Raw genomic sequence first — 24,717 nt, 5'->3', positions numbered from 1 at the left:
GCTTAACTCAAATGACAAAGTGTCTTTCTGACATTCAAGAGCGATGTTCTGGTCATCTATGGTCGGAACTTTTGACAGAGGACTTTGGTCTGATTATAATAGTATGTATAGCAACTATTTAGGGAGACTGCCTATGAATTTAAGTTTTCAAGATTATATCAGCATTAAGCTGCACCAAACGGATTTAAAGTTGACAAGTTACGTGAAAGCACAGCTTCAACCTTACAATCTTGCGCCTGAGCAGAACTTGATTATGATGCTGCTTTGGGAAAAAGACGGGATGACGCAGAATCAGCTGGCTCATCATTTGAAAAAAGATAAGACGAATATTGCCCGGATGGCTTCGAATCTTGAGAAAAAAGGGTTTATCAAACGGAATTTTTGTACAGAAGATCGACGTTCCTTGGAACTTTATTTGACGGAAGAAGGAAGAGACTTGAAGGAACAAGTGGTACCTGTCGCAGAAGCCTTTAATGACGCGGTGACTGAAGGAATTTCAAAAGAAGAACTGCAGGAATTGGACCGGCTCCTTACGAAAATGCAAAACAACATTGAAGGGTGAGGAGCCCTTTTTTTCATCATATAGTAGTTATAGCAACTAATTGAAAGGATGGTTGAAATGGCAAACTTCCAAAGAGAAGTGAAAGATCATTGGTACGTTCAATATCAAGAGATGGGGTTTCCGGCTATTCAAAAAGGGTGGGTTCTCCCCGCTGACAGGTGGCGCGACTTCGACCCATTTATACTGATGGCTGAGGATTGGTTTAAAAAAGGAACGTTTCCGGATCACCCGCACCGTGGATTCCAGACCGTCACGTATGTCGTTGATGGACGATTGGAGCACATTGACAATGCAGGCGGCCGCGATATTCTTGAGCCTGGGGACGTGCAGTACATGAATGCCGGCTGGGCAGCAAGGCACGCCGAAGACGGAGTGGATGATGATGTCGCGCATACGCTGCAGCTATGGCTGAACCTTCCGAAAGATAAGAAGAACTCTGAAACCATCTATCAAAATGTATATGGAGAAGACGCTCCTGTCGTTCCTTTTGACGGGGGAGCAGTGAAAGTGTTTTCCGGCAATGTTGCCGGAGTGGAGGGACCCCTGGACTCCATTGTTCCCATTACGCTCAGCGAAATCACTTTATCTGAGGGGGCGGCATTCACCCTTGAACTGCCTGACAACCACAATGCTTTCCTCTATGTCCTTGCTGGTGATGTGGTAGCAGGTGAAAATGAAGTGAATGTGAAGAAGCATGGCGTCGGTACCCTTTCTTTTCAGGAAGATGGGGAAGGAACGAGTGAATTAAAGCTCATCTCTAAGAAGCGACGGACGAAGGTGCTTGTCTATTCCGGTGCACCAATCAGAGAAGAAATTGTCCCACATGGCCCGTTTGTCATGAATTCAATGGAAGAGATCAAACAGGCTTATGACGACTTCCGTAAAGGGAAATTTGGGCCTCCTGCGGTCTGATCAATAAAGACTCCTGCTTATTCAGGAGTCTTTATTTTTTTGCGTATTGTTTTATGTTCATACATTCGCTCATCAGCCAGATTAAGATACAAATCCAAATTTAAATCCTCAATGAAAGCTTCCGTTGGGAGTTGGATCAAGCCGTAGGAAATAGAAGCTCCTTCCTCGACCTGTTTAATCGTTTCATTAAGGGCCTGAGCTATTTTTTCTGCATCATTTTCCCTGTACCCTGACAGGACGAGGACAAATTCATCGCCTCCGAACCGGAAAGCTCCGTCAAAATCTTCGTGGATGTTGGAAAGGCATCCCGCGAATTTTTTCAACACACGATCCCCTTCCTGGTGGCCTCGGCGATCATTGATTTCTTTAAAATTGTTAAAATCAACAAGGATCAGGGTGACAGGGAAGGCTTCTTTCTGCGCTCTTATCAGTTCTTCTTTTACATAGGGATAAAAATACCTGCGGTTATACAGCGAGGTTAGTGGATCTCTCATGCTTTGGTGCTTCAGCTTTTTGTTTTGCTCCCCTATGTATCCTTGGAAAAATGAATTCTGTCTCTTATTCGTAATGTCAAAAAAACGTTCAATAATGGGAGAGGAATCAATGTCAGCCTCCACGGCTGTGATGGCTCTCAATACGCTTTGGATGCTGGACATTCTGGTGCTGTGTGTCAGCTGGAGCATCAAATCAATCGTAAAAAAATCGCGTTCAGCAAAAGAAGCACCCACGCTGACTCCTTCCTTATAATCTTTCTTTATATACATGTCATATTCTTTTTCTGGTAGAAACAAGGCATCACAGGATCTCCGTAAGGTCTGAATCAAGTGACTGGAGTACTCAGGGTAATGCTCTACATAGGATATGAATTCTCTTATGTGGCTCATATCCAGTAGATGATCTTCAACAGCCTTCGGGATGATCGCTTGTAAAGCTTGAGCATACGTGTGTTCTAACATGGCCCAGGGGATGGGACCTTCCATTTTCTTCACCTGCCTGAAAGGGAATTTTACTTCTGAGGTCTTCAGACTCAAGCAAAAATACTATAGAATGTTCTTTATAATAGAATAGATGAAATATTTGGAAAATGCTAGGCTTGAGGAATAGAAATGTTCACCAAGGAGGAAAAGGTATGGGCTTTCAAAAATTAAAAGATTTCTACGCATTCACAAACTTATCGAGACGCTGTTACCCGGGGATGAAATTAAATACTCGGGAAGAGCAGGAAAGGTACACCGAGCACCGGAGGAAAATGGCTCAGAAGAATGACATACACACCATCGGTCTTTATGAAGATGAACAGCTCGTCGGTGGATACATCGCTTATGATCACCTCATGAATGTATATGGTCAGCAAGTAGAAGCTGGAGGAATTGGGACCGTAGCGGTTGATCTTCCTTATAAGAAACAAGGGCATGCCAAACGGATCATTGAACATTTCATCTCAGAGGCTAGGGATAAAAAGCAGGTCATCGCCCATCTGTATCCGTTCCAGCCGTCGTTTTACAAGCGGATGGGGTTTGGACTGGGCCCGCGGTTGTCGACCTACCATTTCCATCCTTCTCAGCTCCCTGCCTATGATGAAGGAGAGAAGGTAGAAGTGTTGCATACGCATCATCAGGATAAAGTGAAAGCTTGTTATGACACATGGGCAAGGGAGAACCACGGGGCAACAGCCATTCCTCGGTATGGATTCGCTTTCCTTGAGAAAGAAGAGCTTCACACTTTTGGCGTAAGAGAACAGGGGAGGCTTACGGGATATGTGACGCTTGAATTCAGGGAAGGCGATCACTTTTTGCAAAACGATGTTCATGTCAAAAACTTTTTCTACACGTCGACAAAAGCGTATCGGACACTTATTCAATATCTACATAATCAAAAAGATCAAGTGCGCTCCATCTATTTCCCGACGTTTGATCAGGAATTTGCTTATTCACTGAATGATCCTGTCCATGTAGATGAACAGCTCATCTTTTCCATCTACCATAAAGTCAGTGAAGAAGGCCGGGGGTTGATGTATCGCATCCTGGACATCCCTGCTTTCCTTGAGAAATTGGGAGAGGTCAGCTTTGGAAACGATACGGTCAAGGTTGGATGGAAAGTGAGCGACTCTTTCCTGAATGAAACGTACGAGTCGGTCTGGCAGTTTACGAATGGAAAACCGGAAGCCACCGATGAAGAGGCTGAAGTGATCATTGAAGTAGACATCGCCCATTTTTCTTCCTTAATGATGGGCTGCGTGTCGCTTTCGAGTTTGTTGAGGGGTGGAGCGGCTGTCAGGGATGGACGAGCTGTGAACCTGTTTCACCATCCGGTTCAGCCGAAAAGCTGGACATTTTTCTAACTGAAACCATACCTATATAACATGGAGATTCAGGTGTAGGGAGAGGGAACGATGAGACAGAAAAAGGTATACGCAGCTGTAAAGCACTTTGAAAGTGGTCCTTTTGCAAACGTGCTAGAGGCTTTTCGGGTGCGTTATGAAAGGATAGGGGAGCCAGCAGGGACCATTTATACGACTCCACTTTCCTATGAAGAGCTTGCCGCACTCGCTGACTTTATGGATGTGAGTGTGTACGCTTTGGACTTACAAAGGAAACTTTCTTTAAAGAATTTTGAAGGGAAATTACAGGCGAAATACCCCGGAGTGAAGCTTGAACAGCTGCTGAGCGCGTACTATGGTAAGGAGACCGTTCCGCTAATGGATAAAAAATAGTGTTGCCAGAAGGTTGACGCGTGGTGGATATGGGTATATAATAAAGTTAATTATTCTTGTTCGGTTAGGAATGAAAGCTAAAGGAACTTGAAAGTGACTTTCGTCTTGAATGAATAGGCAGAGCAATTATAGTAATACAATGTGGATCTTTCATCCACGCAGGAGGTAACAACATGTTACAAGGTACAGTTAAATGGTTCAACGCAGAAAAAGGTTTCGGATTTATTGAAGTAGAAGGTCAAGACGACGTATTCGTACACTTCTCTGCTATTCAAGGCGAAGGTTTCAAAACTCTAGAAGAGAACGAACAAGTTTCTTTCGAAATCGTTGAAGGCGACCGTGGCCCACAAGCGGCTAACGTTCAAAAATAAGTAAGTAAAAAAGACTTCCGACTCGTTCGGAAGTCTTTTTTTTTTTGCAAAATACTGATGTATTTGTGAAAGTCACTGATAAAAGCGCCAAACCCACCGATACATACGCCAAACCAACCGATAAATGACGAAAACCTACCGATAAACGGCCAAAAGTCACTGATAGAACGAGAAGTTGATAATAGCTGGTTGGGAATCGCTAAAAAAAAGGGCAAAAGCTACTAATATATTGCGCAAACCTGCTAATAAAACCTACAGCCCTATAGCTCCAACAAAAAAGCCAGACTCCCATAAGGAGTCTGGCTTTTGACAATTACACCCACGTATAATCTTTGCCCCAGCTCTCCTGAGCAAGCTGGCGGATGCCATCAACAATGGAATTTTCCACTGCATAGGCATCCCCTTGTTCGTAAGGGTTATAGTGGAAGGCGTATAACCGGGAAACAAATTGGTGGAAAGGAAGAGAGCTTTCGCCTTCCATTTCGCCATTCCCGATGACGCTTGGTTCAATGTTCTGCCCCCAGTTCTGGGAACCGTCATTGTTCGGGTTATAAAAGTAGATTCTTTCCTCGCCGCTCGGGTCTTTCGTTATCCTTGTAATTGATACAGCATGGAGGCCGAGCAGTTTGCCGTGCACGTTGGTAATGAAAATGCCGACAGGGTTTGGATAAATCAATTCATAATCATCATTGTATTCTGTATGATGGGTAGCGTAGAAAAGTTTAACGAATCCAGGGTAATCCAACACGTATCCGGTAATCGGATCGAAGACGGAACTGAAACCTTTCTGGACCCAGTTTCCATAAAACGCCGGGTTAACCCAGCGGTGACCGTCTTCTCCTCGCAAAGCGACACGCGTCATCATTTCACTATAGATCTTGTCCAAGTGTGGAACGAGGACAAGGGATACAGGATCGAGCTCTTTATCAAGATCTGGAGCAAGTCCACCTGTTAGCTCTTTGGAATGAATCGGTGTTCCTTCAAACGTAAAGTCAAGGTCGCCGTCACGTGCCGCACGCGGAATGATTTCAAGCAGGAATCCCGGTGCGTGCTGTGCCCATAAGCTAATGCCACGGGCAGCCTGACAGGTCGGATTGAACCCTTGACCAACGCCGAGGGGTTGACCGAGCACTTGGATCGTCCCCGCGACAAGTATACTGTTTGCTGTGACACCTTCACCCGTATTCGTCGTTGAGTATAGTGCATTTCGGACATCCGGGCGGATATCAAGTTCCACCAATCGCCTTAGGCCCGGTGCGACAGGGGAGTGTGACAATACCCCACGCTCAAGTAACATGGATAGACCATAAATCGCCTGGCGGGTTCCGGGGAAAATGGAAGCCCGGATCAACTGGATGACGAGTTCCCGGTGCTCTTCAAGGTTCGCACTGCCTTTACTATTTAGGTTTAGGGCATAGACGAGAAGGGCAGGGTTTCTTTTGCTCAAAAAACGGATTAAGGTTGCGTGATGAGGGGCGACAAGTCCTGTTTCACGCATGGATTGAGCGAGTGCAACGCTTTCAGAAATAAGGTCGGTACGCGTGAGTGTTTTCAACTGGGAACGGTATGCATGGACGTCGTTGAATTGGGCACTCAGTTTAGAAGGACCTTCGATGGCTGCAATGAATTGTTTTAGTTCAGCCTTCCCGTGTTCATCTGAATCGTGGTCGAGCATTTCCTTAGCCATTCTAATCATGGATAAGATGCGCTTCACCATAATAGGACGTTGCGCTGTGAGTCGTTTAATTTCATTGATAAGGGTTTGGATCAGAGCGGTTGACGAAAGGTGAGTAGATAAAAATTGGAATAACTTACCCGCTTTTTCATCATTCTCATGCTTTTCAATCCGGGAACTTTCACTGGCATCCGGGAACAAGAGGTTCAGATTCAGGACCATCACTTCATTCAAAAATTCTTCAGCCATTTCAGGAGGAACATTCGGATTGGTCGCTTTTCCTTTAGCTAAAGCGAGCATGCGCATTTCACTTAGAACTTCAATGATCATAGGCAGACCTTTCGCTTTCAGGGAACCTGCGACAAGAGGGGGCTGTAGCTTCTCCGCTGCTTCCCAAGGTCCATCCTGAAATACACCCGCTTCTTCCAATCGGCCGGCATGCTGATATAAATTATCAAAGCCATCTTCTGCTTCAATCAGCCGGTTCGCTTCCTGATAGACATCTGTCTGGTATTTGGATTTGGCAAAGGATGGAGCTTTATCTAATTGATCTAAAGCATAGATGAAACGTTCGACAAGGGCACTCGTCGTTTGAGGCATAAAAACCTCTCCTTTCTCTATCGCATGCGATTATACGTAAAAGTTGTATTGCTCGTATGACTTCAGCAAATCGGTCATTTCTTCACTGTCACGGCCATAGAAAAAGATCGTTCCATAGTGGTTTCCGAAACCGACACGTTCAGCTACTTTTCCTTGAGGAGGGGTGAACATATCGTGCTTCTCAAAGTACGGATGGTCTTCAAGTTCTTCAGGAATCTTCAAGTCTTCAACATAATCCACATTCGGGTGAACCATTAGGCAACCGGCATAATTTTGGTAATCGTAAGGATCTGGGAAAAATTCACGGATTTCCTCTTCTGTTGTATTCGGATCACTGCAAAGGATTTGAGCTTCATAGGCACTGAATCCATAAGCGCGCTCAATCAACTCGAAAATATGACCTCCAGGTACACGGGCCGCTACTTCTCCAAAGTGAAGCGTGCCGTCCTGGGTGATAAAGTATTCGGGATGAATGACACCGTATTCGATTTCAAAAGCGTCGACCAGTTGCTGGACAGCACGTTCAATGAGCGGGCGCTTTTCCTCTAAGCTCGGAGAAGCCGGAACGAAGTTGGAATAGCCAAGCTTCACATACTCCGTAATATTGAGAAAACGAACCTTGCCTTTATGAATGAATGCTTCGCAGGAGAATTCCTGTCCATCCAGGTGACTTTCCATCAATAATGGGAAGTCAACATCCTGAATTCGTTCAATATCCTCATTATTATAGATGGCCAGGTGACCGACAGAACCCGCCTTGTCCAATGGTTTGACGTGGATCGGATCGAGGTGATCTCCTTCAAGTTTCAACAAAGCTTCGTTGACACGCTTCAAGAAACGCTGGACGTCATCTTTATCGCGGGCCTCTTCAAAAACGCCGACCTTGATGCCGGAAATTTGTGCTTTCCGCTTCATCATTCCTTTATCACGAAGCAATAGGGAACGGTTGAATACACGAGGGTCTTCACGGAAACGAGCATTGAGTGCGCCCGCCCATTCCACACATTCTTCATATAAAGGAACAGCAAGCTCTACACCCATGTCCTTCAATTGCTTATACAAATGATCAGAGCTTTCATTGAGCTTGTTGAAGTCCCATCCTACAAACGGAATGTCGTGCTTTTCTGCATACGTCTCAAATTCTGCAGGTCCGACAACGACGAATGGACGGTTCATGCGAGCTGCAGCCTCGATGGCCTGCACACTCCAGCCGACTAAAGCCGTGTAATACGGTTTTGTTTGAACCGTCTCATCTACAGTCGCATTCAATTCAAGTTGATCTAAATCCATTACGAACCTCTCCTTTGTCAGTGAAAATATAAGTATAGGAAACTTTGACACTGTTACTCTTAAAGTATCAGAATAGGCCAAAAACTGTAAGCTTTATCCGCGTATTCGACAAAACTAGTGTTCCTTCTACAATGATTACAAGGGGAGAAGTCATAGAAAGTCCCAACCTGGGGAAGTCGATTTCCCAGGAAATAAAGCGAATCATCGTTCAAGAAGTTTAGATAAAGGGATTTACGTAAAAAGTATAGTACTGAAAAAAAGGAAGGTGCCTATGACAAAACAAAAGACCTATCAGGATCGTTTGAAGAACCTTGATCCACGTAAAGCGGTGGAGCGGGGACGAGCCTATTTCTCTGAGAAAGAATATGGGGAAAAGCTTCGTACGTACAGCAGTCGAATCGGGACTAAAATCGTCTATTACAGCCTGCTTCTGTATTATGCCTTCAAAAGCCCTGATACACCCAAGAAAGCCAAGCTGACGATCGCAGGCGCATTAGGGTATTTAATCTTACCCGTTGATGTCATTCCGGACTTCATTCCGGTCGTTGGTTTTACGGATGATAGTGCCGTCATCATCTATGCTGTCTATCAAGTAATTTCCCATATAGATGATCAGGTGAGGGAACAGGCGAAAACAAGACTCTTAAAAATCTTTAACGGTCAAGTGGACGTTGATGACTTGGAAGACCCCGTACAGAAAAAAGAGTAAGCAAGGAGACCATTTCCAGGTTTCCTTGCTTTTTTCATGTTTCACAATCATGTATAATAAGCGTGTTTTGTAAAAGGGAGAAGATACAATGACAGCTACATTCCAACACTTGAAAACGAATGGAGACTTTTTCAAGTATTTAAATAAAAAGAATCAATATAAACAGCCTGTCCGGGAGTGTATGCTGCGGACGATGGCAAAACTTCAAGATACAACTACGACCGAGCACCGACCCGGCATGCTTCTTGGGAAAATCCAATCTGGGAAGACACGTACGTTTATCGGTTTGATGGGACTCGCGTATGATCATGGTTTTGATCTCGTTATCCTTTTGACGAAAGGGACGAATGCGCTTGTTAAACAGACGTATGCCCGTCTGCACGAAGAGTTCGAAGGGGCAATCGAACACGATGCCCTGCAGGTTTTTGATATTATGAACATGCCTGATAATCTACGAAAATATGAATTATCACAAAAGCTGGCCCTTATCGTCAAAAAGGAAACTCATAATCTCGATCGGCTGCAGCAGGCGGTGATGGAAAAATATCCATCCCTGCAGAATAAACGCGTGCTTTTCATCGATGACGAAGCCGACTTTGCAAGTGTCGCTTACGAATACAAGCGGGAGCAGAATATCAAACAAATGCGCGTGATTGCATCAAAAATCAATAAGCTTAGAAAAGCACTGAACCGCCCAGCGTTTTTACAAGTCACTGCGACTCCTTATTCCCTTTATTTGCAGCCGGAAGAAATGAAAGTCCATGAAGGGAAGGTGTTCGAACCGATCCGCCCGGCGTTCACAGAACTTGTGCCTGTACATGATCGCTATATCGGTGGGAATGTTTATTTTGACAAAAGTGAGAAGGACGGTCACCTTGCTTCCTACCTTTACCATGAAGTCGAGGAAAAAGAGTTGGAGGTCATGAAAAAGATGGATGGCCGTCGTGTGAAGATGGATCGTTTGCTGAGTCAGAAAAATATTGCAAACATTCGGAGGGCGGTTGTGAACTTCATTGTAGGCACGAGCATCCGTCGTTTTCAGCAACGGATGAAAGGCCGAAGACAACAAAAGTATTCTTTTATCATTCACACAGAGCGCGGGAAAAATGCACATGCCTGGCAGGCTGAACTGATCCAGGGTTTTGAAACATTGCTTATCGAAGGCGCCCGGTCGGAATCGGAAGAGTTTCAAAGGCTTGTTCGTGAGTCTTATGACGACCTTATCCGTTCAGTGAATACTTTGAAAAAGACTCCGGCTCCTACTTTTGACGATGTGTACGAAGAAGTCCGGCATTCTTTGGATGAAGAATATTTGGTCAGCAGTGTGGTCAACTCGGAAAAAGATGTGAACGAACTGCTCGATCATAAGGGAGAGTTGAAGCTTAGAGCTCCCATGAATATTTTCATCGGCGGGCAAATCCTTGACCGCGGAGTGACGATTCACAACCTCATCGGCTTTTTCTATGGAAGAAACCCGAAATCTTTTCAACAGGATACGGTCTTGCAGCACTCCCGAATGTATGGAGCAAGACCAGCCGCAGACCTTGCCGTCACTCGTTTTTACACGACACAAAAGATTTACGCCGTCATGAAACGAATCCACGAGTTCGACAGGGAACTGAGGAACGCTTTCGAACGCGGCGGCCATCATAAAGGTGTTGTTTTCATTCAAAGAGATCTCAAAGACACGATCATGCCATGCAATCCTAATAAAATTTTATTATCCAGCCTTACGATGATTAAACCATACAAGCGTATACTGCCTGTCGGTTTCCAAACGGGATATAAAACGCATATCGAAAAAACGGTACGCAAGATCGATCAGCTGGTCGAAAACGCTAAGAATAATGCTCGTGCCACTAAAGATGGGGCGTATCTTATACCGGTAACGAGGGCGAAGGAGATCCTTCGTCTGATTCATGAGACGCTGGAAATGGAAAACGGTCATGAGTTTCATTTAGAAGAGTATGAAGGAATCCTCGATTACTTGGGTTCTGATGCGCAGGATGAGGCTTTCGTCTGGCTGCTTACAAGAGCGAACAGGCACATTCGCCGTTTCAAACAGGATGGAAAGTTCGAAAACTCCCCTGATACACCGGGGAAAGGGACAGGGGAACTCACTGTGGCAAGGAAGGTCGCTCAACAACACCCGGCTTTCCTTATGCTTCGTCAGGAAGGAAAGAAAGAACATGGTTGGCGCGGGACACCATTCTGGTGGCCTGTCCTCGTTGCCCAGGCCGAGACAGCTCCAACTGTGTATGCGAATAAGACTATCCAGAACTAGTAGAAAAGCCTGTACCCGAGAGACAAAAGGTACAGGCTTTTCTACATATTGAACGGAGTCTTCCAAAATAGTGCTTTGGTTGACTTTTTGATTTTAGTGTAGAAAAAAAGACCCAGTGAAAGGGTCTCTTTTATATTTCTTATTTTTCAATGGGTTCATCAAATAAATCCGTGAACTTGGCGACGTTCTCGTAACTGAATTCGAACGCCATACGGACCTCACCAAATCCAGGTTGATAGAAATACCCCTGAACTTCATAACTGCCCGGGTTTTCTCTGACTTTTGTGAGATGGAAGTATCTTTGGATGAACTGGGCCATTTCCTCCAGTTTCTTATTCCGTACCTTGATCCATTGGTCTCTTAATTCTTCTGTTGGAAAGTCAGATTCTTTTAACATTTGCTCACTCCTCTAAGGAAATCAAAGCTATGAAACTGTTTGTTACCATTATACTATAAAAGCTCACAGTGATTTTCAACTACTATCCGAAAATTATGACACTCTCTCCCTAAACCTTAAAAGCTTATGAGCATGTGTACTAGATTATTAGTCGTTTTTGAGAAAGTGTCATTTTTAAAGGATGTTTTTTGAAAATACACTTTACCTTTACGTAACGTTACCCTTTATAGTGGGGTTTGAAAAGGGGGATTCCTACATGAAAATTGCCGAAGCGGCAAAAAAGTTAGAAACAACGCCAAGAACGATTCGTTTTTATGAAGAGAAAGGATTGATTGCACCGAAAAAAGCGAGCAATGGATACCGGATCTACGCAGAAGAAGAGGTCAGGGATTTGCGAACCATCCTTGCTTTGAGAGAGGTTGGCTTATCTACGAAAGAAATTAAGAAGGCATTGGAACAGAATGACGATTTTACGGAATACCTCCATACCCAGCGTTCAATGCTTAATGAGGAAATGCTTCAAATCAGAGACATGATGGCAACGGTAGACCGTATGATTGAGGTGAGTGGGAAGGCAGGAGAGGAGGAACAGATGATGGATATGGCACGAGAGTTAAAGGGATTGAAAGAGAAACGGACCCACTGGCACGATCGGTGGAATTTTGATCATCAAGCGAGAGATTACGATGACAACATTAAAACCACGGGGTATCGTTTCAACGTTCATCAGGATTATGAAGAGGCTCTGGAAAAGGTACATACATGGGTGGATGCATCACACGAAGAAAGAGGGGCAGATATTGGGGCAGGTACCGGTAACTTGACACGGCTGTTTTTGCAGCAGGGTATTTCTATGGCTGTCGTGGATCAGTCAAAAGAGATGCTGAAGGTGTGTGGAGAGAAACATCCCGGGGTGGAGACACGTCTCGGTCACTTTCTTTCTCTTCCATTGAATGATCAAGAGGTGGACTTCGTCGTTTCGAGCTACGCACTTCATCATTTACCGGATGAGGATAAGGAGCTTGCGCTTGAAGAGATTGACCGGGTCCTGAGTGACTACGGGCGGGTAGTGATCGCCGATTTAATGTTCAAAGATGAATCAGACAGAAAAAGCACCCTGGAAAGCTATCAGGAAGAAAGGAACGACGAAGCGGTAGAAGCGATTGAAGATGAGTACTATGCTGATCGTTCACGTTTGATCAGGTGGTGGGAAGAGCATGGATATGAAGTGAAGGTTCATCAGTTCAATCCCATTCTCCACTTGCTCTATGCTCAAAAGATGGAAAGGGGAGTGAGTTAATGAATGACTATATTCAGATGATGCGCCAAATGATCGGTCAAGAAACATTGCTGACTGTTGGCTGTGGGGCAATCATTGAAGATGTCCATGGTCGTATTCTGCTGCAAAAACGTTCGGACCATGGTTTATGGGGAATCCCTGGTGGGCTGCTGGAGATTGGAGAGACTTTCGAGGCGACAGTCAAAAGGGAAGTGAAGGAAGAAACGGGCTTCGATTTGGAAGAGTTGGAACTGTACGGCATCTATTCTGGTGAAAATGGTTTTGCTACTTATGAGAATGGTGACAAAGTATTTAGTGTGCAAATTGTTTTTAGAAGTACGTGCTATGTGGGAACGCTATTGCTTAACTCCGAAAGTAAGAGTCAGGAATTTTTCTATGCTGAAGAAATTCAGGAAGATCTTTTAAATCCTCATCAGGCACCCTTTATACGTGATTGGATAAAAGGGAGAAGCGTCCCGGTAATCCGCTGATGAATTCCCTTTCATTCTTTCCACAAATTTTCCACATTTGTAAGAAAGACAAAATATTCCTTGAAAAAGCCTTGGCATGACAGGGTTTTGAAGTGGTTGAGTGCAGCCGGGTAGTGGGTAACGGCGATATGGGTGTGTTTACAGAAAGTAGTTCCGTGTTACAATGGCTATCACAACGATGAATAAAGGAGTAATGACATTGAATAAAAAGTGGTTATTGAGTTTACTATTTGTAGCGTTCGTTTCTCTACTTGCCGCCTGCGGTAACGATGAAGGCGCTTCTGATGATAAGGAAAATGAGAAAGAAAAAGAAGAGAAAACCGAACAAGCAGAATCTGGTGAACAGCCTGAAGCTCCTGAACCGGATCTTGAAGGTGTACCGGAAGTTGTTGCTAGTGTAAATGGTACGGAAATTAAAAAAGAAGAATTTGAAATGACTTATAAAGGACAGTTCCAACAAGCAGCGATGCAGTCTCAAATGACAGGGCAGGAACTTGATCAGGATCAATTGAAGAAGCAGGTAGCCGAAAGCCTTGTAGGACAAGAACTGTTGATGCAGGAAGCAAACAATCGTGAATTTTCAGCGTCTGAAAAAGAAGTAAACCAGACACTTGAGGAATTGGCTAAGCAACAGCAAGTGGGTTCCGCTGATGAATTTCTTGCTGCGCTAGAAGAGCAGGGAATGAGTGAGAAGGAAGTAAGGTCTCAAATTCAGACTCAAGTTAAAATTGATAAGCTGATTGCTGAGGAAGCAGGAGATGTGAAGCCTTCCGAAGAAGAAGTCAAGGAAGCTTATGACAAAATGAAAGAACAACAAGAGAGCATGGATACCGAACAAGAAGTACCATCCTTTGAAGAAGCAAAACCAACCATCGAGCAGCAGTTGACTCGTCAAAAAGAAGGACAAGCCACTCAAAAACTTGTCGATAAACTTCGCGAAGAAGCAGAAGTTACAGTTAATCTTTAATAATAAGCACAAAAACCAGACCTCATGAGGTCTGGTTTTTTTGATGTATTCAATAGTGCAAAGGTGAGATTAGATGAAATTGGTTTAAATTGTAAGACCTGGTCACCCATTTTATGGGCGACCAGGTCTTACATATTATTACATATGCTCACTTGTGCTCTTTATATAAACATGGATACAAAGATGGCGGTGATGAAGCTTGCGAGTGTTCCTCCGATAATGGCTTTTAGACCTAGCTTGGCTACTTGGGATTGTTTATTAGGTGCCAGCGAACCTAGACCCACAATCAATTGGCCGATGGATGAGAGATTCGCAAAGTTACATAGAGCCACAGACATGATGGCGACTGTCTTCGGAGACAATTGATCGACCATCTCTGTCAGATTTCCATATGCGATGAATTCATTCGCTGCTAGTTTCGTTCCGATGATCGAAGCGGCCTGGAAAGCATCTGAGATCGGAATTCCAATGAGAAGGGCGAAGGGATAGAATAAGAATCCGAAAATGGTCGATAGGTCAGTGTTGATTAAGCCTAAGAGTCCGTTGACAAGGGCAATCATACTGATGAAAGCAATCAAAAGTCCACCGATATTTAAGGCGAGTTTCACTCCACTAACGGCTCCATCAGAAATTGCTTCAAATACATTGGCGTGACCAGATTCTGACATCTGTATTTCCTCATTAAGTTCAGATTCTTCCACTTCCGGCTCAAGCAGTTTGGCTATGACCAAAGATACGAAAGGTACACTGAAAATAGAGATTAATAGATATTTCAGATCAATTCCCATTCCCACATAACCAACTAAGATGGCTCCACTGGCTGAGGCTGTTCCTCCAACCATAATTGCAAAGGTTTCAGAACGAGTCATTCGGGCCAAATAAGGCTTCACGAGCAATGGTGCCTCTGCCACTCCAAGAAACGTATTTCCGACTGCGCTGAAGGACTCAACTTTGGATGTTTTCAGCAACTTTCCAATTACAGTTCCTAAGAATTTCACAATCAAAGGGAGCAGGCGGATGTGATAAAGAGCAGAAATCAGGGCCGATATAAAAATGAGTGCGCCTAACACGTTGATTGCAAACAAAAAGTTGATATCTGTTTGAGTAAATAGTGGACCAAAAACAAATTCAATCCCTGCAGAGCTGTAATCAATCACGCTTTGTATGAAGAGGGCAGCTTGCTTTAACAGCTTTTGTCCGATAGAAACATTGAGCATGGTGTACACAAAGATCCCTTCTAAAGCTAAACCGACAAGAATGGTATGCCATTTCACCATCTTTCGGTTGCTGCTAAGCAGCCAGGCTAAAGCAACGATGACGAGTAAAGAGAGTAGTCCTGTAAGAATGTTCATGATGTGTTCCTCCTTGGAATAGTATACGGATTCCTTTCATTGGAGGTAGGATGTCTGACAACCTATGATAAATAAAAAACCTCTTTCCATAGAAAAAAGGAAAGAGGTAGAACAGGTTATAATATAAACAGCCTGTGTGTATCTTTCCTTATAGTCCGGTCATTTACGGTAGCCGGGTAGAGACTTGTGGACCATATTTCCACATTTATATAAGGAATCCGTATGAAGTTGATAGTTTGAAATTCTAGCAGACGAAACAGAGCGTGACAAGACAATGGTGTAATGTTGTAAAATACGGAATATTCTAAATGAATATAAATGCCGGTGTAACTGAAAAGGTTACACCATCTATTGGTCTATATAAAAAGGTGTCCCTACTTGAAAAAGTAGAGACATTTCTAGTTCAAAAACCACCGGAACCACCACCACCGCCACCGACTCCTGCGCCGCCACCGCCGGCGCTGACCCCGCCTGTAGAGGCGGAAACGGAAGCGTGCCCACTAGCTCTTTCGAAGCTTGTTTGTACCGCTGCGCTGAGTGCCAGAAACATAATCCAGTCATCGCTGGAGTTCGATAGGGGAGCAGGGGAGTGATGGGTCAGATTGCGTTTTCCCATTCCGACCTGGTAAAGGAGGGCGAGGGTTTGGTCTTCTTTTTCCCACTCTTTCCACTGATCACTGATTTTTAATGGTTTTAATTCTTCTTTCAGTTTGCGTCCTTCCACGTTCAGAGGTCTGTAAGCGATGCTGAAGCTCAGGAAAAAGGTGAAAAACATTATAGAAACAAACATCCATAGGAAGTGGTCATATAAAGGAAACAACCCTATGAATGGAAGCGTCACAAAGGATGCGATGCCTGCAATCCAGCGTGGGACGGGTGCTTTTTGCTTAAGCTCATATTGCCGGAATTCCTGTTTCACCTGTTCCTGCCAGGCTTGAATACTCATTTGATACTTCTCATGGTTCGTCTTTTCTTCCGCATAGGCTTCAACGTCTTCCAGATGAAGGTGATCTGAATCAGCGATGTCATCAAATAGCCATTGTATCAATCGATGTTCGTGTGGATAATCGGTATGCCGATGACTCAGTTTAAACTCTTGATCCGATATCTTTTGGATATTCCCCTTACGCACCAGGTCCAACAGAGCAGTTGTCAATGCAGATATGGGCAATTGTCCATGATTGGTAAAAAGCATCAACGCAGGCAGACTCATTTTTTCTTTAGGAAAGCTCCCCGTACTGCTTTTTTGCCTTTCTACTTCTCGGCCCGTTTCGTTTCTTTTCCGGAGGGCGTGGATGAGAAGCCCCACTGCAACGAGAGCGAGAGCACTACTGAAATAAACAGCGAAATTTCCCCACCACTTCTTTGCCTCTGCTCGTGCTGCTACTTTTTCGTCTAATTGTGCTTGATCCGCTTGTATTTCTTCTAACATGGGTTCAAAACTCGTGACAGGAGCATCAGAGAAGGTGGCGGCTTCATAAGCCACGCGTATATCTCCATTTGATCCATCACTGACTTCACCTAAATGAAAAACGACTTTCCCGTCAGATGAAGAGGAGGCTGTATCGTAAGCAGCATCAAATCCGTATGCCGACAAAACTTCCGTAGGTACCGGAGGTTCAACGGTAATCGTCAAGTCCTCATAAGTCGATTCATTACTTTTATCAAAAAACGGCCAATAGAATTGAGCGACATCTGTATACACTTCTACGCCATCATTGATGGTGTAAAAAAGATCAATCGTGATGGTTTCGTCAGAGCCTTTCCTGTGGATTTTATACAGGTTTTCCTCTTGTTCAACCGTAAGCTCAGAGCCATTTTCCGTAGCCCTTACACCTGTGATAGTGGAGGTCTTTTTCGGAATGAGCGTACGGGTGATCCCGTTAAACTCGTCGCTGAAATCATACGTGTGAGTCTCTTTCACCTCCACGGAGCCATCTGATTTTAGAGTCGCATGGATGTTTGATTCTTCGATCGTAAATTCAACCGCAAAAACTTGGGTGGGGATGAATACGAGAAGAGTAAACAAAAACACACTCCACAATAGTTTCTTCATTTGCGTCACCTGCTTTCCTTAACTTTTACGTGTCATTACAGTCAAAGGTTTCATATAAAACTTTACGCATGAAGAAGTTTCTTGAGAGATCTTCCTTTCATAAAATGATTTTCACAGTAGAAGCAAGAGATAGTTTTCATATTTCTTCTAAGGGAAAAGGAGGTAGTGTACAATAGGTAAGACTGAAGTTTCGTGTGAATTTTATTGAGTATCAAAAAAATTCACGTGAACAAGAAGAGGGAATCTGTTTTTTATCCCTCTTCACTTAAAAATGTGTCCATTATTCAAGGAGGAATAGCCCCGTGATCATTGCGATCATCTTTTTGCTGTTCGTTTCGCTTTTCTTCTCAGGAAGTGAAACGGCCCTTACGGCAGCTAACAAAATGAAGCTCCAATCGAGAGCAAAGAAAGACGATAAAAAAGCAGGGAAATTACTGGATTTACTCTCACACCCTAGTGAGTTCATCACTACAATTTTAATTGGGAATAATATTGCTAATATCCTGCTTCCTACACTTGTGACTACACTAGCTATCCAATATGGGTTCAGTGTTGGGCTGGCCTCTGCCATCCTGACGGTGACCATTATTATTTTCTCAGAGGTCATTCCGAAATCAGTGGCTGCTGCTTTTCCGGATCGCATCGCTTTGACTGTTTATCCAGTCATTCGTTTTTTTGTGATCCTTTTCAAACCCATCACCATTGTCCTGAATCGGTTAACAGGATTTATTACAAATGCTTTATCGAAAGGGGAGGTGAATGAATCTTCCATTTCAAAAGAAGAGCTGCGTACAATGGTGGACATCGCGGACTCCGAGGGGACTTTCAATGAAGCGGAATCCCACCGGATTAAAGGTGTGCTTGATTTTTATAATCTGAACGTAAAAGATGTTTTGAAAACACCACGTGTCGACATGATTGCCATTGATCAGGAAGCTTCCTTCGAGGAGGTCCGGGACATGGTCGTGCAACACCCGTTCACCAGGTACCCGGTCTATGGGGAGGACATTGATGATATCATCGGCGTTTTCCACTCGAAGTATTTAATTTCGTGGGCGATGGAACCTGAAAAACCGTTTATGGACTATACGTATAAAGATCCCCTGGTCGTCTATGAGTTCCATAAGATCGAATGGGTGTTTAGGAAAATGACGAAAGAGAAGAAGCACATGGCGATCGTTTTGGATGAATATGGGGGAACCGAGGGGGTTCTAACCCATGAAGATGTCATTGAAGCGATGATTGGTTTGGAAATAGAAGATGAAATGGACGTAGAGAGTGATTCCATCATTGAAAAAATTTCAGAAACAGAGTTGATCTGTGATGGGAAAATTACACTGCGTCGCCTGAACTCTATTTTTGACACGGAAATTCCAGAAGAGGAAGATGTGCTTGCTGGTTATCTGATCAAGGAATTCAACGATTTTCCTAATGAAGGGGATATATTGGAACAAAATAATCTAACGTTCAAAGTGTTGGAAATCGAGGGACGTATGGTGCGGAAAGTTCAGATTATTAAATGATTTGGAGTGCAGGAAATAGAGAAGACCCGGTCGTATGTGACCGGGTCTTTTTTGATGTTTATTCTTTGATTGGTGCCTCGAGTTCGTGGTCTTTGACTTCTGCCTGTGGGAGCAGGATTTTTTCGAAATCGAAAGCATTCAGTTCATCATTGTTTCTCACTTTGTTCGGTAAATCAGGGTTGGCAAGCGCTCCGGTACCTATCGCTACAAGATCGGCTTCTCCTGATTGTAGAAGACTTTCGGCACGCTCCTGTTCCTGGAGCTGGCCGTTTGCGATGACTGTGATGCCGCCGTAAGTCTTAGCTGCACCGGCAAGCGTCTTGGATCCTTCACCGAAAGAAGGGGCTGTCGCATCCCCATCTGTGACGTGGATGTAATCCAGTCCTGTCTTTCCTAATGCACCGAAGATTTGCTCGGCTTCTTTTTCACCGCCTGCCCATTTGTGTGATTGGTCAGCAACTTTACCTTGAGAGATTCGGATTCCGATGATGAAGTCTTCTCCGACTTCTGCAAGCACTTCATCCACGACTTCCAATACAAAACGGAGGCGGTTATCGACAGACCCCCCGTATTCATCCTCTCGCTTATTCAAATAATCTGTTAAAAATTGATCCAGAAGATAGCCGTTAGCTCCGTGAATTTCCACTCCATCAAAACCGGCTGCTTTTGCACGGCGCGCAGCTGCAACAAAATCCTCTTTCACTTCTAAAAAGTCCTGGTCATCCATGGCACGAGGTGTCTGGAATGTGCCTGATCCTCCATAAAAACCCAGCTGTTCCCCTTTAGGAGGGATGGCAGATGGGGCGATGGTTTCATCTGTATAGGCATTTCCCTGGCTTTGTCCACCGGCATGCATCAGTTGAGCAATCAGGAAACTGCCTTCCTCGTGGACAGTGTCCACTATTGGCTTCCATGCATCTGCGTGGATATCTGTAGCCATTCCGGGTTGATTGTTGTACCCCTGACTGAAGGTCCTGTCTGGATAGATGCCTTCCGTAATGATGGTACTGAATCCACCCTTAGCGAATCGTTGATAATATTTTTTCATACGGTCATTCGCGCGGCCGTCTGCTTCGGCACTGATGCGAGTCATCGGTGCTACCACATATCGGTTGTCTAATCTTTTGCTGTCTAGTTTATATGAATCAAATAACATGGAACATCCACCTTTCTTCTGATCATTGTTTTAAAGGTTACTTGATTTTTATCTCAGCTTCAAAATAAATGCTCATCTTGAACATATTCAGGTACTCCGTCCTATGAGTCATAAATAAAATACTAGCCGCCTGGCTATCGCATAAATTTGCTTCCGCGTTACAAGCTAATAGCAGTGAATCTTATAAGGGAGGGGGAAACTATGTCTCAAGGCAAGAGCGAAGAAAGGATCCTTACAGATAATTTGAATCAGAATGTCCAGCTTATTCAACAAGCTTTTTTCCACACCGAAGATTTAGTTGTGGAATCCGTCACCTTTGGGGGGGAAGAGGGACAAATCCTTTATATCGATTCACTTGTCGCTAAAGATAAAGTCATGGAGTTTATCATTCGACCTCTAAAATCAAGCAAAGTCAAAAATGCTCTGGAAGCTCTCCAAGTTTCTGAGGACAAGCAGACAGGGACAGTTCATACACTTGTATCCGAACTCCTAAGTGGAAGCTGTGCTTTCTTGTTAGAAGGGCAGGAAACAGCCATTTTAGCTTCAGTACCTGTGGAAGAGAAAAGGGCCATCAAAGAACCTGACTCCGAGCATATCATCAGCGGTCCGCACGATGGCTTCGGAGAATCAATGGTTACAAATATGATGCTTTTAAGGAAAAGAATCAAAGCCCCTTCTTTTAAAGTGAAAAGATATGTGTTCGGCGAGTTGACTGATACAAACGTGGCTCTCATGTACATGGACGAAGTTATTGATCAGAAGGTACTGCACCATATTGAAGAAAAGTTAGATGGTGTCCACCTTCAGGACCTGCAGACATCTACAGGCCTCCTGGAAGTGATTCAGGATAACATGCATTCCCCTTTTCCTCAGGCTTTAAGTACAGAACGGCCGGATCGTGCAGCCTCTTATTTGCTCGAGGGAAAAGCAGTTTTAATTGTTGACGGTACACCTGAAGTGCTTGTGTTACCCACCACTTTTTTTGCTTTCTATCAATCGGTTGATGACTATTCCATGCACTGGCTTGTAGGGTCGTTTTTCCGTATTATTCGTTTAATCTCCTTTTTGATAGCGGTGACGCTTCCAGCTATGTATATTGCGATTGTCAGTTTCCATCCGGAAATTCTGCCTCTCGGGCTTTTGTACAGTATTCGGACATCTATTGAATATGTTCCTTTTCCACCAATATTAGAAGCCTTATTGATGCAGTTCATTTTGGAGATTTTAAAAGAAGCGGCCATTCGTCTGCCATCCCCGATTGCCCAGACGATCGGGATTGTCGGAGGACTCGTGATCGGAACCGCTGTGGTGGAGGCAGGCCTTGTATCCAACACGATGATCGTCATTATCGGCCTTACAGCAATTGCTTCATTTGCTGCTCCATTTAACCAGATGGCTGTCATCTCTCGTCTGCTTGGATTTGTATCAATGATTGCGGCTTTTTTATTCGGTTTGTTCGGGATAGCCATCATATTAATGGCTATTATCATCCACCTGTGCAAGCTCGAGTCGTTCGGAGAACCTTATTTCGCCCCCTTGGCCCCGCTTAGATCGAATGAAATGGGAGATTTTATTCTTAGGAAACCAAATAAAAACGGAACATCTCCAAACTAGGAGGGAGTCCATTGAAAAACGGGCGGCTGCTCACAAAACTGCAAATATATCTGATGATCATTCAGGCCCAGTTAGGGTTGGGGATGCTTTCGCTTCCTAATATTCTGGAAAAACAAGTGAACCAGGACGCATGGATTTCTGTCCTCGTAGCCAGCGTTTTTGTTCAAATGACTTTAGTCATCTATTGGCTTTTACTTAAACGTTTTCCGGGATGCTCTTACCATGACATTACGCAAATAATCACCGGCCCCTTTTTAGGAAAGACGATTAATATAGTCAACTATGCTGGGTACATGATCATCGGGGCCTATACGATGATTCTTCTTGTTCAGTTAGTGAATGACTGGCTTCTCCCTTTTACGCCTGTCTGGGCAATTGCCTTATTAATTATCGGACTCAGCATGTATTTGGTCGTTCAGGATTATGCAGTGTTTACAAGGTATTTAGTCGTCTTATCCGTGGTTCTCATTCCTGTCTTTCTTTTGATTATCATTGCTTTGTTCCAAATACCTTTAGAACCGCGTAATTTAAGACCAGTGGGTGGAGAAGGGGTCTTGTCTATCATTCAAGCCAGCGAAGGAGCTTTATTCGCTGTCTTAGGGTTTGAAGTCCTTTTGTTTATCGGCCCGTACGTACATATGAAAAATTCAAAGCTGTTACGTACGTTTTCCCTAGCGAACGCTACGATCGCATTGCTGTACATCGTGGTCGTTGTGCTTTGTATAATGGTATTCAGCCCGGATGTGTTGAAGCAGGTGAGAGAACCTGTCCTCTATATGATCCGTTCCCTTTCATTTCGGGCCGTTGACCGTATTGATCTCCTATTTGTGTTCATATGGCTCAGTCCTATGACCGCGTCTGTCATGATCTACCTATTGATTGCCAGTAAAAGTTTGATGGGGGAAGGGAAGCCTTTTCAAGTAACCGTCCTACTAAGCGGAGCGATCATTTACATCGCCACTATTTCCTTTTCCTATAATGAAGAAGCTTTGCAGTTGTATGCACAATTCCTTAAGTATGTGATTTATACGGTTGTATTTTTTCTTCCTGCTATGCTCCTCCTCTTATCTTATCTTTTGAAAAAGAAGAAGGTGAACACATGAAAAAATCTATGTTTCTCTTCTTATCGCTTCTGTTGCTTACCGGGTGCTGGGATCAGGAAAACTTAAGTGATCGGAGACTGATTAATGGCATTAGTTTTGATCTCTCTGATGAAGACCCCAACCTCATTCAAGGAGGTGTACGTGCGCTTAACATTAAGTCCCAGGGCGGTGGGACTATTGAAGTGAAAGATGAGTTGTTAACTTCGAAAGAACCAACGACAGGAGAAATAGGTCATGAGATCAAGAAGAATCTGCCCGGCCGTCTGGATGTCACGAAAACCTTCATTATCTTTATAGGGGATGAATTGGCAAAAGAAGGGATCCATCCATTATTGGAGACATTTTATCGAGGAAATCTCGGATATTTGCCTTCAAAAGCGGTAGTAGTCAAAGGGAAAGCCATAGACATTCTCAGCATCAATGAGGAGGACAGTCCAATCGCCTTCCGCGTATTGAACGGGATCCGTGCGGCAGAAGCAAACACTCTTATCCCGGAACTGAATCTATTCACGATATGGAATAAGATGGGGGATGAGAGAATAGACATGGTCCTCCCATTACTTGAGAAAACAAATGACAAGCCGGAAATAGCGGGTTTGGCCCTTTTTGACCAAGACAAATATACAGGGAAAAATTTGGACACCGAGCAGTCGACCCTTTTGCTTATTATGCGGGATGATCTAGGATTTATCGCAGATGTCTTTATCCCTTATGAGCAAAATCCTGAGAAAAAGTATCGATTATCCATCATGGGATTGAATAGGAAGCTTGATACCACAGTCTCAAAGGACGATTCCATTACAAGCACACTTCGTTTAAAAGTTAAAACAGAACTGAACGCGAATCCATTTGGAGGTTCAGATCTTAAAAGTATGGCAGCCCAAGCCGAAAAGGTGATGACAAAAAGAATGGAGGAAGTTGTAGCCATCCTTCAGGAATCCAATAGTGATCCTTTAGGTATCGGGATGGACGTAGCAACGAAGTATCCGGAGAAATGGAAACGAATCAACTGGGAGAGTGAATATAAAAAGGTTGAGATTCAGTTGGATGTGAAAGTAGATATTGAAAAGACCGGGGGACTGTTTTAAACAGGAAAATCCTGTGTAGTTGGCAACTCACACAGGATTTTCTTATGCTGTACTTTGGAGCTAAAGTTTAAGCAAACTGTTTTAAGGCCTGGTACATTTCTTCGCCTTCATCGTTCAGCACGTGACCATTTCCATGGCACCGTCCACATTCCGTACTGTAACTCGTTTCTTCTACCGCCATTTTCCATGCTGTCTTTTCACTGGCATGATTCACGCGACTGTAGTGGTCCATGATCATGTTTGCTTTGCTGTCATCATATTCCTTATAAGTCCCGGTTCCGTGGCAGAGGGGGCAGACGTTGTAAAGATGACTCACCGTTTTTGTATTCAAAAGAACACTTCCTTCTGATTTGATATAGTTAAATTATGATTGATTTTATGGAATATTCAGACTAATTGCAATAGGTTTTGGACAAATAAAAAAGAAAAAAAGTCATTCGTTCACAGATTTGTGAAAAACGCCTATGTTTTTATAGATTATAGATATGTCAGAGCTGCTGGGAGATGAACATCACGGCTATAATTTCTGTAGTAAAGAAAGCGAAAGGTCATCCGATTTGAGGATGGCCTTTCGC

At 43.9% G+C, this 24,717-nt stretch carries 22 protein-coding genes and 1 riboswitch; of the genes, 14 read left to right on the top strand and 8 right to left on the bottom strand.

The genetic code is table 11. From position 1 onward, the window contains the following. Positions 1 to 133 precede the first annotated feature (133 nt). Both VKA52_RS15295 and VKA52_RS15290 read left to right on the top strand, forming a co-directional pair. On the top strand, positions 134 to 562 hold the full coding sequence (locus VKA52_RS15295) for a MarR family winged helix-turn-helix transcriptional regulator (protein WP_160914034.1): 429 nt from the start codon (positions 134 to 136) through the stop codon (positions 560 to 562). Positions 563 to 610: 48 nt separating this feature from the next. Further along, positions 611 to 1,474, top strand: coding sequence for a pirin family protein (locus tag VKA52_RS15290; protein ID WP_442788851.1), 864 nt, complete (start codon positions 611 to 613; stop codon positions 1,472 to 1,474). Positions 1,475 to 1,491: 17 nt separating this feature from the next. Here VKA52_RS15290 and VKA52_RS15285 read toward each other — a convergent pair whose 3' ends face one another. Continuing rightward, positions 1,492 to 2,430 (bottom strand): GGDEF domain-containing protein, encoded by a 939-nt coding sequence (locus tag VKA52_RS15285; protein ID WP_326316299.1) that lies wholly within the window; start codon positions 2,428 to 2,430, stop codon positions 1,492 to 1,494. 173 nt (positions 2,431 to 2,603) lie between these two features. Here VKA52_RS15285 and VKA52_RS15280 point away from each other — a divergent pair, with 173 nt between their 5' ends. The 3 genes from VKA52_RS15280 (at position 2,604) to VKA52_RS15270 (ending at position 4,558) form a co-directional block, all read left to right on the top strand. Beyond that, positions 2,604 to 3,815: a GNAT family N-acetyltransferase gene (locus tag VKA52_RS15280; RefSeq protein WP_326316298.1), complete on the top strand. Its 1,212-nt coding sequence runs from the start codon at positions 2,604 to 2,606 to the stop codon at positions 3,813 to 3,815. 51 nt (positions 3,816 to 3,866) lie between these two features. Next, complete coding sequence (locus tag VKA52_RS15275; protein WP_326316297.1) at positions 3,867 to 4,187, top strand: hypothetical protein; 321 nt, start codon at positions 3,867 to 3,869, stop codon at positions 4,185 to 4,187. A 173-nt stretch (positions 4,188 to 4,360) separates the two neighbouring features. Continuing rightward, positions 4,361 to 4,558 carry a cold-shock protein gene (locus tag VKA52_RS15270; protein WP_089651440.1) on the top strand — a complete coding sequence of 66 codons (198 nt, stop codon included), beginning with the start codon at positions 4,361 to 4,363 and terminating at the stop codon, positions 4,556 to 4,558. 313 nt (positions 4,559 to 4,871) lie between these two features. Here the strand turns inward: VKA52_RS15270 and VKA52_RS15265 are convergent, their stop codons facing one another. Both VKA52_RS15265 and VKA52_RS15260 read right to left on the bottom strand, forming a co-directional pair. Next, positions 4,872 to 6,833, bottom strand: coding sequence for a hypothetical protein (locus VKA52_RS15265; RefSeq protein ID WP_160914060.1), 1,962 nt, complete (start codon positions 6,831 to 6,833; stop codon positions 4,872 to 4,874). Between the two features lie 30 nt (positions 6,834 to 6,863). Then, a complete protein-coding gene (locus VKA52_RS15260; RefSeq protein WP_160914062.1) occupies positions 6,864 to 8,123 on the bottom strand; it encodes an ATP-grasp domain-containing protein in 1,260 nt (419 codons plus the stop codon). A gap of 271 nt (positions 8,124 to 8,394) precedes the next feature. Here VKA52_RS15260 and VKA52_RS15255 point away from each other — a divergent pair, with 271 nt between their 5' ends. Both VKA52_RS15255 and VKA52_RS15250 read left to right on the top strand, forming a co-directional pair. Then, positions 8,395 to 8,832 carry a YkvA family protein gene (locus tag VKA52_RS15255; RefSeq protein WP_160914064.1) on the top strand — a complete coding sequence of 146 codons (438 nt, stop codon included), beginning with the start codon at positions 8,395 to 8,397 and terminating at the stop codon, positions 8,830 to 8,832. Between the two features lie 88 nt (positions 8,833 to 8,920). Then, positions 8,921 to 11,116 (top strand): Z1 domain-containing protein, encoded by a 2,196-nt coding sequence (locus VKA52_RS15250; RefSeq protein WP_326316296.1) that lies wholly within the window; start codon positions 8,921 to 8,923, stop codon positions 11,114 to 11,116. Between the two features lie 139 nt (positions 11,117 to 11,255). Here the strand turns inward: VKA52_RS15250 and VKA52_RS15245 are convergent, their stop codons facing one another. Further along, positions 11,256 to 11,513, bottom strand: a complete 258-nt coding sequence (locus tag VKA52_RS15245) for a hypothetical protein (RefSeq protein ID WP_160914068.1) — start codon at positions 11,511 to 11,513, stop codon at positions 11,256 to 11,258. 256 nt (positions 11,514 to 11,769) lie between these two features. Here VKA52_RS15245 and VKA52_RS15240 point away from each other — a divergent pair, with 256 nt between their 5' ends. From VKA52_RS15240 to VKA52_RS15230, 3 genes are all read left to right on the top strand, one after another. After that, a complete protein-coding gene (locus VKA52_RS15240; RefSeq protein ID WP_326316295.1) occupies positions 11,770 to 12,813 on the top strand; it encodes a MerR family transcriptional regulator in 1,044 nt (347 codons plus the stop codon). Further along, entirely contained in the window at positions 12,813 to 13,283 is a 471-nt protein-coding gene (locus VKA52_RS15235; RefSeq protein WP_326316294.1) for an NUDIX hydrolase, read from the top strand. The genes VKA52_RS15240 and VKA52_RS15235 overlap by 1 nt, the downstream gene beginning before the upstream one ends. A gap of 163 nt (positions 13,284 to 13,446) precedes the next feature. Next, complete coding sequence (locus VKA52_RS15230) at positions 13,447 to 14,250, top strand: SurA N-terminal domain-containing protein (protein ID WP_326316293.1); 804 nt, start codon at positions 13,447 to 13,449, stop codon at positions 14,248 to 14,250. A gap of 161 nt (positions 14,251 to 14,411) precedes the next feature. Here the strand turns inward: VKA52_RS15230 and VKA52_RS15225 are convergent, their stop codons facing one another. Both VKA52_RS15225 and VKA52_RS15220 read right to left on the bottom strand, forming a co-directional pair. Beyond that, positions 14,412 to 15,602 carry a NupC/NupG family nucleoside CNT transporter gene (locus VKA52_RS15225; protein ID WP_326316292.1) on the bottom strand — a complete coding sequence of 397 codons (1,191 nt, stop codon included), beginning with the start codon at positions 15,600 to 15,602 and terminating at the stop codon, positions 14,412 to 14,414. Between the two features lie 131 nt (positions 15,603 to 15,733). Further along, positions 15,734 to 15,835: riboswitch (purine riboswitch) on the bottom strand. Between the two features lie 170 nt (positions 15,836 to 16,005). Next, positions 16,006 to 17,658, bottom strand: a complete 1,653-nt coding sequence (locus VKA52_RS15220; protein WP_326316291.1) for a DUF2207 domain-containing protein — start codon at positions 17,656 to 17,658, stop codon at positions 16,006 to 16,008. Between the two features lie 302 nt (positions 17,659 to 17,960). On the opposite strand from VKA52_RS15220, the gene VKA52_RS15215 reads away from it, so the two are divergent. Further along, positions 17,961 to 19,181: a hemolysin family protein gene (locus tag VKA52_RS15215; protein WP_160914085.1), complete on the top strand. Its 1,221-nt coding sequence runs from the start codon at positions 17,961 to 17,963 to the stop codon at positions 19,179 to 19,181. 58 nt (positions 19,182 to 19,239) lie between these two features. Here VKA52_RS15215 and VKA52_RS15210 read toward each other — a convergent pair whose 3' ends face one another. Then, the gene (locus tag VKA52_RS15210; RefSeq protein ID WP_326316290.1) at positions 19,240 to 20,337 is read right to left on the bottom strand and encodes an NADH:flavin oxidoreductase; all 1,098 of its coding nucleotides are present in this window, start codon (positions 20,335 to 20,337) and stop codon (positions 19,240 to 19,242) included. 201 nt (positions 20,338 to 20,538) lie between these two features. Here VKA52_RS15210 and VKA52_RS15205 point away from each other — a divergent pair, with 201 nt between their 5' ends. From VKA52_RS15205 to VKA52_RS15195, 3 genes are read left to right on the top strand one after another with little or no spacing between them, the layout of a single operon-like run. Further along, on the top strand, positions 20,539 to 21,951 hold the full coding sequence (locus VKA52_RS15205) for a spore germination protein (RefSeq protein WP_326316289.1): 1,413 nt from the start codon (positions 20,539 to 20,541) through the stop codon (positions 21,949 to 21,951). An 11-nt stretch (positions 21,952 to 21,962) separates the two neighbouring features. Beyond that, positions 21,963 to 23,054: a GerAB/ArcD/ProY family transporter gene (locus tag VKA52_RS15200; RefSeq protein WP_326316288.1), complete on the top strand. Its 1,092-nt coding sequence runs from the start codon at positions 21,963 to 21,965 to the stop codon at positions 23,052 to 23,054. Next, entirely contained in the window at positions 23,051 to 24,142 is a 1,092-nt protein-coding gene (locus tag VKA52_RS15195; protein WP_326316287.1) for a Ger(x)C family spore germination protein, read from the top strand. Before VKA52_RS15200 ends, VKA52_RS15195 begins: the two co-directional genes overlap by 4 nt. A gap of 67 nt (positions 24,143 to 24,209) precedes the next feature. On the opposite strand, the gene VKA52_RS15190 is transcribed toward VKA52_RS15195, so the two are convergent. Then, on the bottom strand, positions 24,210 to 24,473 hold the full coding sequence (locus VKA52_RS15190) for a hypothetical protein (RefSeq protein WP_160914093.1): 264 nt from the start codon (positions 24,471 to 24,473) through the stop codon (positions 24,210 to 24,212). Positions 24,474 to 24,717: the final 244 nt, after the last annotated feature.

The organism is Halobacillus sp. HZG1 (assembly GCF_035818575.1).
GTDB classification, from domain to species: domain Bacteria; phylum Bacillota; class Bacilli; order Bacillales; family Halobacillaceae; genus Halobacillus; species Halobacillus litoralis.
Note: the sequence above shows the minus strand (reverse complement) of the source record. Positions and strands in the feature narration are given on the sequence as shown.